The 14,647-nt window shown below is 38.1% G+C and carries 8 protein-coding genes; 5 read left to right on the top strand and 3 right to left on the bottom strand.

The features are described from left to right. Positions 1 to 124: 124 nt before the first annotated feature. The 4 genes from J4856_RS05755 (at position 125) to J4856_RS05740 (ending at position 8,290) form a co-directional block, all read left to right on the top strand. Positions 125 to 766, top strand: coding sequence for an SH3 domain-containing protein (locus J4856_RS05755; RefSeq protein ID WP_025837139.1), 642 nt, complete (start codon positions 125 to 127; stop codon positions 764 to 766). A gap of 904 nt (positions 767 to 1,670) precedes the next feature. Next, on the top strand, positions 1,671 to 3,227 hold the full coding sequence (locus J4856_RS05750) for a SusR family glycan utilization regulator (protein ID WP_044080992.1): 1,557 nt from the start codon (positions 1,671 to 1,673) through the stop codon (positions 3,225 to 3,227). 927 nt (positions 3,228 to 4,154) lie between these two features. Further along, entirely contained in the window at positions 4,155 to 7,484 is a 3,330-nt protein-coding gene (locus J4856_RS05745) for a glycoside hydrolase family 66 protein (protein WP_065367645.1), read from the top strand. A gap of 344 nt (positions 7,485 to 7,828) precedes the next feature. Further along, positions 7,829 to 8,290 (top strand): copper resistance protein NlpE N-terminal domain-containing protein, encoded by a 462-nt coding sequence (locus J4856_RS05740; protein WP_025837144.1) that lies wholly within the window; start codon positions 7,829 to 7,831, stop codon positions 8,288 to 8,290. Positions 8,291 to 8,700: 410 nt separating this feature from the next. Here the strand turns inward: J4856_RS05740 and J4856_RS05735 are convergent, their stop codons facing one another. The 3 genes from J4856_RS05735 to J4856_RS05725 all read right to left on the bottom strand — a co-directional run bounded on the left by J4856_RS05735 (position 8,701) and on the right by J4856_RS05725 (position 12,215). After that, positions 8,701 to 9,255 carry a DUF3332 domain-containing protein gene (locus J4856_RS05735; RefSeq protein ID WP_025837146.1) on the bottom strand — a complete coding sequence of 185 codons (555 nt, stop codon included), beginning with the start codon at positions 9,253 to 9,255 and terminating at the stop codon, positions 8,701 to 8,703. A 170-nt stretch (positions 9,256 to 9,425) separates the two neighbouring features. Beyond that, positions 9,426 to 10,346 (bottom strand): IS256 family transposase, variant Zn-binding type, encoded by a 921-nt coding sequence (locus tag J4856_RS05730; RefSeq protein WP_428842426.1) that lies wholly within the window; start codon positions 10,344 to 10,346, stop codon positions 9,426 to 9,428. A 198-nt stretch (positions 10,347 to 10,544) separates the two neighbouring features. Further along, on the bottom strand, positions 10,545 to 12,215 hold the full coding sequence (locus J4856_RS05725; protein WP_025839717.1) for a DUF6377 domain-containing protein: 1,671 nt from the start codon (positions 12,213 to 12,215) through the stop codon (positions 10,545 to 10,547). A gap of 251 nt (positions 12,216 to 12,466) precedes the next feature. Between J4856_RS05725 and J4856_RS05720 the strand changes: the two genes are divergently transcribed. Next, a complete protein-coding gene (locus tag J4856_RS05720; protein WP_025839716.1) occupies positions 12,467 to 14,605 on the top strand; it encodes a glycoside hydrolase family 97 protein in 2,139 nt (712 codons plus the stop codon). Positions 14,606 to 14,647: the final 42 nt, after the last annotated feature.

Raw genomic sequence — 14,647 nt, 5'->3', positions numbered from 1 at the left:
TATTTCTCGTGAATTCAACAAGTAAGTGCAAATTTACTTGTTGAATTCACGAATTTCAAAACACCAAGAGAGTGCTTTTACGAACTAATTAAGTAAATGTGCACTTGCTTATTAAATTCACATTATGAAGAAATATACAATTGTGTTAATTTTGGCATGCGGATATTTTTTATCCTCACATGCACAACAATCTTGTAAAGATTGTATATATGATCTTTATAAAGTGTTAGGAACATGCCAGTCAAAATGCATAGATATAGGGAACAATACTTATTCTGTCAAGTCGCTCTATCAAGACAAAAGTGATAGTATTATTTTTGCAGCAATCACCAAGGCTCACGTCTTCAGTTACGGTAACCCGTTAGATTCCGTTGTAGAACTTGATTTGGGTGATAAAGCACTGTATTTTATGGTAACTACTGAACCACCTCGCAGTTTCAGATATTCTGATATCAATTGTGTCTATGATAGTAAAGGATGTAATCTTCTATATAAAGAGGATTACATGAAATTTCCTGCTGTGATTAATGACCCAGATGGTTTCACCTATGTCAGAGAGAGACCCTCAACGAAGTCAAAAGTAAAGACAAAGATTCGTAGGAACCAGATATTTTTATATACCCCAATTTGGAGAAGTGATTGGTGCAGGGCTTATTCTGACGATGGGAGTTTATTTATTGGATATATATATCGTAAACGAATACTACCATTTGATAAATGCTCTGTGGATATTAAAAAGAAAATGATAACACTCATGTTTGATTAAATAATTTTAAGAAGGATAAGTGGATTGTACAAACAAAGACCATATCTTTCCAGAAAACTATTGAAGGGGGGGAAGATTTTGACACACCTTCAACTTACTAGTATTAGTAAAGAAACAAAGCAAAAATCAAAAAATATTTATAAGATTACGTTTTTTAGATATGAAACTATTTGTAATAAGACTATTATATTCTCTATATTGTGCAGAAAGATAGAGTTATCATATTCCGATACGAATACTTGGACCTTTTATCAATCGTGTATGCAAACGGCTATATTTTTGAATCCATTTGGCTATATTCAGAAAAATAATCCAACGTTAGAGCACTATATAAGAAATGTGTATAAAACGATGGAAGTCGTTTTTTTTATGATATAAATATAGGAATAGGTATTGCGCATGCAGAAGAAACATTAGCTTTTATGTTTGTTCCTTATGAAATGCTTATTCTATCAGTTTTCAAGAAATTCAGAATTCCCATTTCCTTATATTTCTTATTATCACTTGTAGTCTTTCCTTACTGTTTACCCACTTCTTGGGTCAAAAAATGAGGAACATATAGGCTATTTCCATAAATTTGAAAGTCATAAGAATAATGCAGTTTGGTATGTCATTTCTTCTATATTTTTCATTGGCGCAGTTTGTGCAGGTATAATCTGCATTATGTGGTGGAATGATAAGATTTTGTTCTGCGGAATTAAGGTATGAGATAGAAGTACCGCAGAGAAACGTTATTGCATAGAAAATCAAAGGGTTATATCCGTTGAAAGGTGACCTACGTTCCTCTGTGGTTATTCTATTCTTACATGAAGCATCTTACTTACTTACATTACCACATACTAAAACCATTAATTGTAACGTTACATAAATAATGGTATCATGTTCAAAGATAAGAATGAAGCAAATGAAGAGAATTGTAATCATCTGTGTAATATTATGTACGCCATTACTTATTAATGCACAGACCCAAATACCAACACTTGACGATCTCGACCATGAGATAGCCATGTCATCCCAGTATGACAAACAATATGAGGATGTTATACGCAGTGTAAAGAAACAACTTCATACCGCTAAGAGAATGGAAGATCGTTACGATTTATCCAACAAGCTATTCAATCTTTATACATCTTATTCTGTAGATTCTGCTATAGTCTATGCCATGGAAAAGCAGAAAATAGCAAAGGCAATGGGCAGTCAGAGTAAGGTGAATGATACAAAACTTAATCTTGCCTACCTCCTGATAAGGGGTGGACAGCTTAAGGATGCAAGTGATATTGTTAACTCCATTCCTCGAAGTGAGATAAGCCAAGACTTGTCTTTCTATTATTTCTCTACGCGAAAGACTCTCTATCGTACACTTGCTGATGCCGCTTTAATCCCTTCGCAGAGGAAGCAGTACAAGCAAATGGAGAAACTTTGTAACGATTCTGTCGTAGATAATAACCAATCTCCTGACATTTGGTCACGTGCTGAACAGCTTGTTAATCGCCAACAGTATGAGCAAGCAAAGAAAATTCTCATTGATGCCTATCACCACTTGAAACCTGGCGACCGTCAAACAGCTTTTGTGTCTATCTCGCTTGCTGATATTTATGGTAGGGAAAAGAATGTGGAGGCTCAGAAACAATATCTTATTGCGGCTGCTATCTCTGATATTCGTAACTCAGTAAAGGAATATCTTGCCCTACAGCAATTGGCTGTGATTCTTTTTGAAGAAGGTGATACAAAACGCGCTTATGCCTATATGGATCACGCTATGATTGACGCCGTGTTCTGTAATGCACGTCAGCGCACGATTGCCATGGCTGACGTATGGCCTGCAATAGAAAAGTCACATGAGCGTGAAACGAAGAGTCGTGCACTCAGACTTACAGCTGCTCTTGTGCTTATAAGTCTTTTGTCTGTCTTCTTGTTGGTTATGATTATCTATACGCGTCGTCGTGTTGTAGAATTACGTGCTATTCGTGCGCGCCTTTCTAACACAAACGAATTGCTGAAAGAATCAAATAATATTAAGGATGAGTATATCACTCGCTTCCTTAGTGAGTGCTCCGCTTACATCGACAAACTCGACAGCTATCGTAAGCAGATTTATCGTCTTGTCACAGCTAACAAACGTACGGAACTGCTGAACACATTGAAGTCACAGGAGATTATTGACCGTGAGTTAGATTCCTTCTATTCAAGTTTTGATGAGACCTTCCTCGGTCTTTTCCCAAACTTCGTAGAGGATTTTAATGCATTACTCAAACCAAATGAGAAGATTGTTCCTAAACAAGCAGGGCATCTCTCGACTGATCTTCGTATCTTTGCACTCATTCGCCTTGGCGTAAATGAGAATGAACTCATTTGTTCCTTCCTTCGATGCTCAAAAGCAACGGTTTATGCTTACCGATCTCGCGTCCGTTTGAAGTCAATAAATCCAGATAACTTCGATGAAATGGTACTAAAATTATAGTTATCTGTATTTCTTTCTATTATTAATAGAATGCAAAGAATATTTATGTGCGAAAAATCAATATTCTTATATATTGATTTTTCGCACGTCTTATTTTTAATTGTTGTTATTGTTTCCCCTTGTACGAATTTACTTTTATATATTTAAAAGCCCTCTCTCTACTTCAAACTTTGTTTAGTCCCTTTCGATATCATATTATTGATTTCATCGGTATAAATCCATTTTGTTATAAATATCATGATTAACAATGGCTCTATAACGAATCGTGTAGCTTGTGTGTTGATATTCCGCACGTGTGGTGCTGGTGCTTAGCACGTGTGGTGCGGATGCTTAGCACATGTGGTGCGGATGGTATGCACCACATGTGCGAAGGATTAATACCATTGCTGTATATGGAAAGGTAAGGATTTAATGAGAGTTAAGCGTAATAAAACTAAGGTCAATTTGTAGTTGTGTTTAGTTGGAGGCTATACTTTTTGACAATATATTTAGGCTCTATGACGAATTAGCCACATAATTCATCATAGAGCCTTAACAGTTAGATGTACTATTAATAGCTCGATTTTCATTGATAAAGTCTAATTTGCTTTATATCTTATTTAGATTATATATTGTCTTATTTTTGTAACTCATTGTCTATTTGTGCAATAGAATTTTTATAGCTTGTATTTACTATTTTGTAAGTTTAATGAATAGTTTATTTGTTTATCTTTGTAACAGTTTCTCTGCTTGATATTATAAATTAAGAATAACTCTTATTTTATTTAACGATCAGGAAATAAAAGTTTTGTTTAAAGATGATACTGCAAAGACTGCGGTTGGAGAAGTGGAATCTATTTAATAGGGGATTAACTGAAATTCCTATATTACCCTAAAGAGTTGAAGTTGCCGTATAAGGCACATTAATAATAACTAAAAACAAACACCATGAGATTAAAACGATTTCTTATCCTGTGGGTAACGCTGTCGTCAGCAGTCTTTTCATTTGCTGATGACTTTGTGTATGACAACCTCAAGTATGCTACCAACTCCGACAATTCAGTGACATTGGTGGATGGAAAGAGTGCGAATGGGGATGTAATCATCCCTTCTGACGTTCGCAACAAAAACAAAGAATATGCCGTTACAGCCATTGAACACAACGCCTTTGAGGGTAACAACGCTATTACTGCTGTGACAATTCCAAGTTCGGTTAGTACTATTGGCTACAGTGCATTCAATAGTTGTAAGAGCTTACGACGAGTGATGGATGCCTCACGTGTCACTGAGATGCAAGGCTTTGAATATACTGATTGTACGAATCTAACCTCTGTAACCTTATCTGGAGCACTACAGAAGATTGGTTATCGTTCTTTTGCTGGTACAGCTTTGACACGTCTTGTCTTACCAGCAAGCATGAAGGAGATTGGTAGCAGTGCTTTTGAGGATTGCCACCAACTAAGAAATGTGCAGTTTAATACGGGTCTTCAGAATATAAAGGACCATGCTTTTAAGAATAGTGGCTTGGTATCTTTAGAACTCCCTAATGACATAAAGGAGATTGGTGAATGGGCTTTTGAAGGCTGTGCAAGCCTAAAATCAGTTCAAATTCCTTCGTCTGTAACAAACTTGGGAATGGGTGCATTCTATTATTGTACAGCACTAGAGTCAGTTGTTATACCAACTACTCTTACGAACTTCAATGACAGAACTTTCAATGGCTGTCGTAACTTGTCTGCCGTTTATTACTTAGGCAGCAGTTGCCCAAGCCTTGGACAATATACTTTTGCCGATGTTTCTGGCACTTTTGGTTTCTATGTAAAACCATCAGCCCTGCCTGCTTTGCAAGGAATTGCATTTGTTTCTGATAAGGTAAAGGACAGTTTTCCTTATCAGCAAAGCAGTAAGTACACTACCTTCTCTCGCCCTTTTGATGTCGATTTTACATCAGCTACAGGGCTGAAAGCTTATATCGCAAAGGAAAGTAATGGAAGAACTTCAGTTTCCCTGATACCTATTACAACAGCGAGTGCAGGCACAGGGCTCATCATAGAAGCTGTTCCAAACACAGTCTATCAGCTCCGTATGGCGGATAAGGCAGACCATTATGATGACAATGCACTTCGTGTTTCAACAGGTGAAACTATTAGTGCTACAACTTTAAAACTAAGAGAAGACATCACTTCTCGCTATGCTCCTGTAGAACTAACAACAGACAAGGTACGTTACGAGCCTGAGTCCATAGTTCGCTTCACATCAAAGTATCTTCTTCCAGCTAATGCAAAAGTGCGTTACTTACATGGCAATACAGTTATAAAAACCGATGAAATCGGTGGAAAACAAAGTTGGTCTTGGAAGGTTCCAGCACAGGATTTTACGGGTTATCTGGCTGAAATCTATGTTGCTGATGGTATTGCCGAGCAGACACTTGCCACGATTGGTATTGATGTTTCTACCGAATGGGGGCGCTTCCCACGCTATGGTTTCGTCTCACACTATGGCTCTGACAAGACTATTGAGCAGGTTAAAAAGGAAGTAGATATGCTTAATCGCTACCACATGACTGGCATTCAGTTCTATGACTGGCAGTGGCAACATCACAAACCAATTCCAGAAGGTGCTTCACAATGGAAGGATGTTGGCTTACGCGATATCTTCAAATCTTCTATAGAAAATTATATTACCAAGCTACATGAGGTTGGAAGCAAGTGTATGTTTTATGACTTGCTCTATGGTGTAACGGGTAATATTGTCGATGGAAAGCCAGAAACACCAGCAAATCTTGATGGGAAGGATGGTATCAGCAGCGATTGGGGCTGGATAGACCTACATGCAAACGATAAGGGTGGCTATGACCTTCATCAGGTACAGTATCCTTTAGGTTCATGGCCAAGTATCTACGTGATGAATCCTGGCAATCAGCATTGGGTGAACTACCTCTCTGAAGAAATAAAAAAGATATATCAGCATCTTAAGTTTGATGGTTATCATATTGATCAGTTAGGTCGTCAGCGCGAGGCTTATTATACCAATCTGCAGAGCAAGACAGAAAATGGTCAGAAGGTTTATACTGGTGGTGACCGCCGTGATACTCATGACTTTGAAGGCTATTATGCAAACTTTATCAATCGTATGAAATCCGATAGTAAAGACAAGTCCCTTGTTATGAATGCCGTTTCAAACTTTGGAGGACCGAATATAGTTGGTACTGGTAACGTTGAATTCGGCTATAATGAGATGTGGGGTGATGATGACTATTTGTGGAACTATCGTAAAATCATTCAGGACAATCGTCGTAATAATCGTAAGAACACCTTTAATACAGTCTTTGCTGCTTATCTGCACTGTCGCAATGGTAATAGTGGTAAGTTCCATACAAGCAGTGCTCTGTTTGGTAATGCAACTATCTTTGCACTCGGCGGTTCTCGTATTGAGTTGAGTGGTGACCATATGCTGTTCACAGAATATTTCCCTGATAACGCCAGAAAGATGTCAAACGAGTTGCAAAAGTCAATCATTCACTATTATGACTTCCTTGTTGCCTACGAAAATTACTTACGAGATGGCAATGCAGAAACCTCTGTTAATATGACAATGGATGGGGTTAATGTTGCAGCATGGGATATATCAGAACCAGATCCAACAAAAGAGAAGGCTGAATATCAGACGATTGGTCCAAAACCTTATAGTGTAAACACTTACAGCACTACAAAAGGTAATGTGACTGCAATTCAGTTACTTAATTACAGTAATGTCTCAAGAGACAACTTTAATATCCGTGACTTAAAGGAGACAATGCCAGAGCCTAATGTTCTGCTTAATAAGAAGATAGTTCTTGACGATGCTACTTCTGTATCACGTATATGGGTCGCAAGTCCTGATTGCTTCGGTGGTGCACCACAAGAAGTAGTCTTCACACAGAATAATGGTAAGGTAACATTCACCCTACCTTCTCTGGAATATTGGACGATGGTAGTCGTTGAACACGGCAGTAAGATGGATAATAGCACAGCAGAAGTACGTAATTACATTCTCCGTGGTGAATCCTTTATAGAGGCTTCAAATAATACTGTACCTGCAGGCGAGGCTTACCTCTCTTTTCCTGCGAATATAGGAAAGACCTTGCAGCCATCGTTACCTTTGATTTCTGTTATCACAGGGATTACCAATGTTACTAATAACGGACGTGATGATTATTACACTGTGTCTGGCGTCAAGGTTGATAAGCCTATGAAGGGGATATATATCCATAAAGGTAAGAAACTGATAAGCAAGTAAAAAATAGCTAATTCTTAATTGCCCCCAATGGGCATTAGTCATACTTACTATTCTACGTGCAGAAATGTTCTAATGTCCGATTGGGGGTAAATAACTTCTAAAACTTTATTAATACTCACCAGCTATCCTATTATGTCTTTCTTTAGAACCAGGCAATTCTCATTTTGTTATTCATGTTACAATTCAAATAGGTAATCAACAAATATGGGTAATAGTCATAAAAATAAAATAAAACTTGCACGATAAAGACAAATAAAGGTTAAAACATTCTTGTTTTTAATTTTAAATACAATATCTTTGCAACCCGAGAGTTAAATTAGAGTTTATATAAAACTAAAATGATTATGAAAAAGATTATGTTTATGGTAGCTGCTTGTGCAGCTATGGTAGCTTGTAACAATGGCAAGACTACTGCAAACAACGAGGGAGCAGACTCTGCAGTTCAGGATTCTGCTGCAGCAGGTGACTCTGCAGTTTACGAGGGTTTGACACCTGCAGCTGATGTTGCTGGTATCAAGTATCGTGTTGCTTTGGCAAAGGATTCATCAAATGGTTTCAGCGTATCTGAGTCTTACATGAAGTCTGCTTCTGAGGTTGATACTGTTTACAACTATACAGGTAAATATCAGGTTGTAGAGAAGGACGTTAAGGGTAAGAAGAATACTTACTACCAGTTCGAGTTGGGTAAGGATAACAAGACCAACTTCCTCGTAGTAAACGATTCTACACTTCGTCTTGTTAACTCTGACTTTGAGGAGCCAGCAGTTAATACAAAGGATATGAACTACGACTTGAAGTTGAAGTAAGAGGAATCTGTAAACAAAATATTAATATAACAGGGCTTGCCAAGGGTTCATACCTTGTGCAAGCCCTTTTTCTGTAGGGTGAGGATGATACGTATTTATCATGTAATGAACACTTTTCTTCGATTGTGTGGCTCTTTCCTGATGGTATGTAGCGTTCATTATAAGAATAGATAGCGTGTGTTTAGGATTTTGCACCACTGGTGCTAAGCCTCCGCAGCATTGGCAGCGATGGGGATGTCGATGCTTTCAAGTCATATATTTCTTTAGAAAACGATAATGAGTGAACAGTGACCGATATTTATCGAGTCTGTACAAAACGCATAGCGTGTTTTCTGAGGTACCTCATAGAAACAGAAATAGGGACACATCTGTGTCCCTATTTTTATATTACAATGTAGCAAAAATGAATTTTATCTTCTTGCCATGAAGAAGCTTGTACCAGCTTGCATCTGGCGAACCTCATAGACACCAGAAGCATCAAGTGTCACGTCAGCTGTTAGACCATTGTTAAGAAATGCCTTAACAGATCCATCACCATTGAAGTGGATAACTTTCTGCTCCTTGCCTTCAGCATTCATGTACCAAGTATTCTCTTGCTTGTTATAAGTGAAATAGAATACACTGCCATCTGGCTTTGTAATCTGATAACCATTTTCCAAATACTTTACTGCATACATCAAACCATCATCACCCTTGATGTTACGAGTTTTACCAACGCGGTTAGCTACTGGGTTATCACCTGTCCAGAACTCAATAGAATTGAGTACGAGCGCATCAGCAACACTACAAAAAGCGTATGCTGGAGAGATAACGAGGAAGATAATTTCATTGAGGAACTTAGACTTTGTAGCATGCTTGTTCCATTTTGCAAGTTTGTTGAACAAAGCAAATGAACCTACACATGAACTCATGAGGGTTGCGCCAAGCAAGATGGCAACCATAGACTTGATTCCTTTTGTTTTCATAACTTTCAAATTAGTTTATTTGGTGAATATTAATCTATTATTAATAAGCGGTTTAATTTATGCCTACAAAAATACCACTCTTATTTTGGCTTATGTGACAAAAGTGTGCTTATTTTAGCGTCGTTTTCTCTTATGTGACAAAAATGTGCTTAAAATCTCCCATTCCCCTTTTATTTCTTAGGAGAATGGGACTTTATAAAGTCTTGGATGAAGATCTTTCTTCTTTCCATACTGATCCCCTTGTGTAGGTTCAATTTTGTCTTTAAATCTGCATTGAGTGATTCAATGGCATTGTTTGTATTTGGCATCTTCAATTCAGGGTAATCATAGTATGTCCACAATGACGACATATTCCTTTTAAGGCTCAAAAAAGCACTACGTAGAGCTTTATGAGTATAATGTGATTTTCCATCTTCTGTTGTTGTCCGTTCCTTAAGAAAATCCTCCCACTTGGTGTACCATTCCTTTAAAGCCCCAATAAAGGACTCCTTGTCCGTATGACATAACATCTTGGATAATTCAAGCAGTTCTTTTGAAGCCTCAAGCTTGGGTCTTGAAGTTAGTTTTGTCTTTATAGTCATTACTTGATGGAACTGGCATAATTGGAATTTATAATTGGGAAAAGCTTGCCTAAGTCCCTTAAAACCATCGCATACAAGCCCTTGAATGGTATACCCAAGTGACTCCAAGTAGCTTATGCCCTCCTTATAGTCTTCAAGACGTTCATGCCTATTGATAAACTTAAACCAAAGTACATCACCAGACAATGAATCCTTCATGATAACGACACCAAAATTACGTCCCCAATAGGTGGCATCCATTAAAACCACTACAGGGCGAACAAGAAGGTTGGGAAGTTCTTCTTTATAAGATTTGGTGAGTTTTCTATAAATTGTCCTGGTTGAAACTCCGTACTCCTCTGATAGATCTTTGACTGTTAGATTACCCTTGGAATAACGATTATTGACAATGGTATTGGTAAGGCGATTATGTCCAACAAAGCTCCTCTTACAGCACTTACAATACCAGCGTTGACTACCATTAAGATGACCACGTTTTATAGTCGATTTTGAGCCACAATAAAAGCAGATTTTTTGCCATAAAAATATAAATAAAACAAAGATAATGATTATTAGATAGTTACAAGGATTTTAAGCACATTTTTGTCATATAGGCCCTTATTTTTATTAATAGATAATTTTATTTTATGATATTGAATGTTTGATGTTTTTAACTTGATAAGTTAATATTTTTGACACAACAAACATTTTAATTAACGCTTCTTTAATTTAGTCAGAGGATGGTTTACCAATTACTCGACAGAGTTTCATGACTTCTTCTTCGAATGTTTCTTTGTTAATGGCTTTTCCCTTTAGGACGGAGCGATAGTTATAGATGGTCTGTGGAGAGTAGAATAGTAGGTCGGCTATTTCGGCACTTTCCTTTACTCCTAATCGGATGAGTGCCATAATACGCTGTTCGGTAGTAAGTTTATCACTACTTTTGTTCTGAATTTTGCCCTCTGGTAAGAGTAGATTGTTTAATTCCTCAGTAAAGTCTGGATAGAAATCGAGGAACGCCTTATCAAAACGAGAGAGGAATGTGGCTGCGTCTTCTTCAGATAATCGTTCTGAGGAAAGCTGACTAAGCAATTCTATTGTTTGGTTGGCTTTTATCTTTCTTTTAACCAATGTCTGTTGTTTTTTGAGTCGGGCAATATACTTCGCACAAAGGTCAATATACAATTTTGCTAATCTCTCGCGTTTACTATTGGTATCAACAAGTAACGCATTGAGGTCATGAAGCTGCATATTTAGTTCTTTTTGTTGTGTATTCAGTTCAGAGAGTTGGTTGTTATTCTTTTGCAATTCCTGCTGCTGCAGACTAAGTCGTTTGGTTTGTTTAACGATATAAAAGACTGCAGAAAGTAGGAAGAGAAAAAGTAACGAGATAACTATGATAGCTATCATTTGCACTTTGTTACGCTGGTTAAGCGTCTGCTGATAGCTACTGACAATTACTGGTAGCTTACTTGAAATCTCTATAATACGGAGTCTGTTGTTATAGAAATGAGCATCCTCAAGCGCAGTTTGAATATATTGTTGTGCAAGATCAAGTTCATCTTTGTTGTGTTCAAAGATGTACATCGCAAGGTTTTGGAGTGCGAAGTTCTCCATCGTACAGTTCTCTATATCTGAAATACTCGACAATAAAAGGAACTCTTCTTGTTTGTCAGCATTTCCCTCATTGCCATAACTTCCAGAGAGGGCAAAGCATGACATGGCATAGAATCGGGAGTTTTGAGGTAACTGTTTTATGGCTTTAATGTAATGAGTACGTGCAGATTGAGGATTATTCAACACAAAAACAGCGTATTCACCGAGGTAATACTCGTAACTTTTATCGGTTTCATCGCAAAAAGGCATAGCTTTCTTAAGATAGTCTTGTGCCTTTAATCGGTGCATTGGCGTGTAGGTTTTATCGTTGCAGAAGTCTGCCCAATAGGTGTGAATACGGAAGAGTGAGAAGTAAAATTCAAAGCGTTGTGCTTTGTCAAGAACCGTTGTGTCAACCTGTTCTATTTCATGAATGGCCTCACTATATAAGCCACCAATGGATAATAGCTCTGCCTTACTTATGAGATTACTATTGTAATAATAGGTATTCTGTGTTTCTTGTGCAAGTTTGATACCTTTGTTTAAGTATGTCATTGCGGAGTCAAATTGGAAGACATAGTATTCTTCAAAGAGTTGTTCGTAGGTCTGTAGAAGTTTAAGCGTATTCTCGCTGGTCGTGAGATTCTTCTTTAGCCGGTTGATGTCTTTATTTTTATTGTTTATAAGTGTATTGCGCTGCGCCAATAAATTGTCTAACTTTTGTCGTAGCTGTTGTGTCTTACTACCGGCAGACAAGGTCATTGGCAGTAGCAAGAAAAGTATATATAATAAGCTTCTTTCCATCGTTTAATTACTATTGAGTACAAAGATAACACTTTACTTGGAAATTGAGGACATCTACTTCGATAAATTATTTTTATTATTTAAATTATTGATAATAAGTTATTTGTGATTAATGAAAATACATTTTTATCTACTTGAGTACTACTATTAACATTTACTTCAACTCTTTTTTACTATCTTTGCATAAAACCAAATGATTACTCTGCAATCTTTAAATAGAAATTATAATCATTTTATACTTTAACAAAACAATGAAGAAAACCAATATTGCCCTTTTAGGGCTACTAATGGGATGGGCAAGCATTGCGAATGCGCAGACAGTAAAGTCTCCTAACGGTAATGTTGCAGTTACTTTCTCATTAACAGGAAATGGAGTACCTACTTATGAGATGACTTATAAGGGTAAGGCTGTTGTAAAGCCTTCGCACTTAGGTTTGGAATTGGCTAAGAACAAACATGCCAGCAAGGGCATGAACGAAACCAGTCTTATGGATGGTTTCGAGAAGACAGGTACCAAAACAACAACTTTCGATGAGACTTGGAAGCCTGTTTGGGGTGAAACTGCTACTATCCGTAACCACTACAATGAGTTGGAAGTAGATCTCAATCAGCCAAGCAGCAAGCGTAATATTGTTCTCCGTTTCCGTGTTTATGACGATGGAATGGGCCTTCGTTACGAATTCCCACAGCAGCCAGAACTGAACTACTTTGTTATAAAGGATGAGCATACACAGTTTGCTATGGCTGGCGATCATACTGCATGGTGGCTCCCTGGAGACTATGACACACAGGAGCAGGAGACACAGGAATCAAAGCTTTCTGATATCCGTAAGCGTTTCCACGATGCTGTAAACTGGGACAACTCATCTGTTTCTGTATTCTCAGAGACAGGTGTTCAGACCTCTTTACAGATGAAGTCTAATGATGGCTTGTACATTAATATTCATGAGGCAGCATGTGCAAACTATGCTACAATGCACTTGAATCTGGATGACAAAACAATGACCTTCGAGTCATGGCTTACTCCTGACGCTACTGGTTTGAAGGGATTCATGCAGACTCCTTGCGAAACTCCTTGGCGTACGGTGATGGTTAGCGATGATGCACGTGATATGCTTGCTAATAACCTTATCCTCAATCTTAACGAACCTTGTAAGATTGAAGACACGTCATGGATTCATCCAACCAAATACTGTGGCGTTTGGTGGGAGATGATTGCAGGTGGTAAGTCTTGGGCTTATACTGATGAATTTAGTTCAGTAAAGCTTGGTCAGACTGATTATGCACATGCAAAGCCAAATGGTCGTCACTCGGCTAACACCGCAAATGTGAAGAAATACATCGACTTTGCTGCTGCTAACGGCTTAGACCAAGTATTGGTAGAAGGTTGGAACATCGGTTGGGAAGACTGGTTTGGTCACTGGAAAGACTATGTATTCGATTTCGTTACTCCTTATCCAGACTTTGATTTGAAAGGCTTGAATGAGTATGCACACTCTAAGGGTGTTAAGTTGATGATGCATCATGAGACTTCTTCAAGTACACAGAACTATGAGCGTCACATGGAAGATGCCTTTAATTTGATGAATAAGTATGGTTATGACGCTGTGAAGACTGGTTATGTAGGTGACATTATCCCACGTGGTGACCACCACTATTCACAGTCAATGAACAACCATTATCTCCATGTTATTAAGGAAGCTGCCAAGCATCATATAATGGTGAATGGACATGAAGCAACTCGCCCTACAGGCCTTTGTCGTACATACCCTAACCTCGTTGGTAACGAGTCAGCACGTGGAACAGAGTATGAAGCGTTCGGTGGTAGTGACCCTAACCACACTGTTATCCTTCCATTTACTCGTCTTCAGGGTGGACCAATGGATTATACCCCTGGTATTCTTGAGACTCAGCTCTCAACATGGTGTGATAATAAGAGCTATGTACACACAACTCTCGTGGGTCAGCTTGCACTTTATTTAACGATGTATAGTCCACTTCAGATGGCTGCCGACCTTCCTGAGAACTATCAGAAGTATAACGATGCCTTCCAGTTTATTAAGGATGTAGCTTGCGACTGGGATGATAGCCGTTATCTTGAGGCAGAACCAGCACGTTATATCACTGTTGCTCGTAAGGCAAAAGGAACTAACAACTGGTTTGTTGGTGGAAAGACTGGTATTGCACCACATCTCAGCGTTATCAAGTTCGACTTCCTTGACAAGGGTCGTAAATATGAGGCAACAATCTATGCTGACGCTAAGGATGCTGACTACGAGAAGAATCCAAAGGCATATACCATTACAAAGCGTACGATAAAGAAGGGAGATACTATCAAACTACAGCAGGTGCGTGGAGGTGGATTTGCCATTAGCTTAAAGGCTCTTTAATCACCTTTCGCAACTAAAAGTTACTGATTTTCATCGTGCAAC

Source organism: Prevotella scopos JCM 17725 (assembly GCF_018127785.1).
In the GTDB taxonomy this organism is placed as follows: Bacteria; Bacteroidota; Bacteroidia; order Bacteroidales; family Bacteroidaceae; genus Prevotella; species Prevotella scopos.
This window is presented reverse-complemented; position numbering and strand designations above follow the sequence as displayed.

Bases quoted from the DNA above. Each gene is read 5' to 3' on its own strand.
- J4856_RS05720 (WP_025839716.1), top strand. From the start codon at position 12,467: ATGAAGAAAACCAATATTGCCCTTTTAGGGCTACTAATGGGATGGGCA.
- J4856_RS05740 (WP_025837144.1), top strand. From the start codon at position 7,829: ATGAAAAAGATTATGTTTATGGTAGCTGCTTGTGCAGCTATGGTAGCT.
- J4856_RS05745 (WP_065367645.1), top strand. From the start codon at position 4,155: ATGAGATTAAAACGATTTCTTATCCTGTGGGTAACGCTGTCGTCAGCA.
- J4856_RS05725 (WP_025839717.1), bottom strand. From the start codon at position 12,215: ATGGAAAGAAGCTTATTATATATACTTTTCTTGCTACTGCCAATGACC.
- J4856_RS05750 (WP_044080992.1), top strand. From the start codon at position 1,671: ATGAAGAGAATTGTAATCATCTGTGTAATATTATGTACGCCATTACTT.
- J4856_RS05755 (WP_025837139.1), top strand. From the start codon at position 125: ATGAAGAAATATACAATTGTGTTAATTTTGGCATGCGGATATTTTTTA.
- J4856_RS05735 (WP_025837146.1), bottom strand. From the start codon at position 9,255: ATGAAAACAAAAGGAATCAAGTCTATGGTTGCCATCTTGCTTGGCGCA.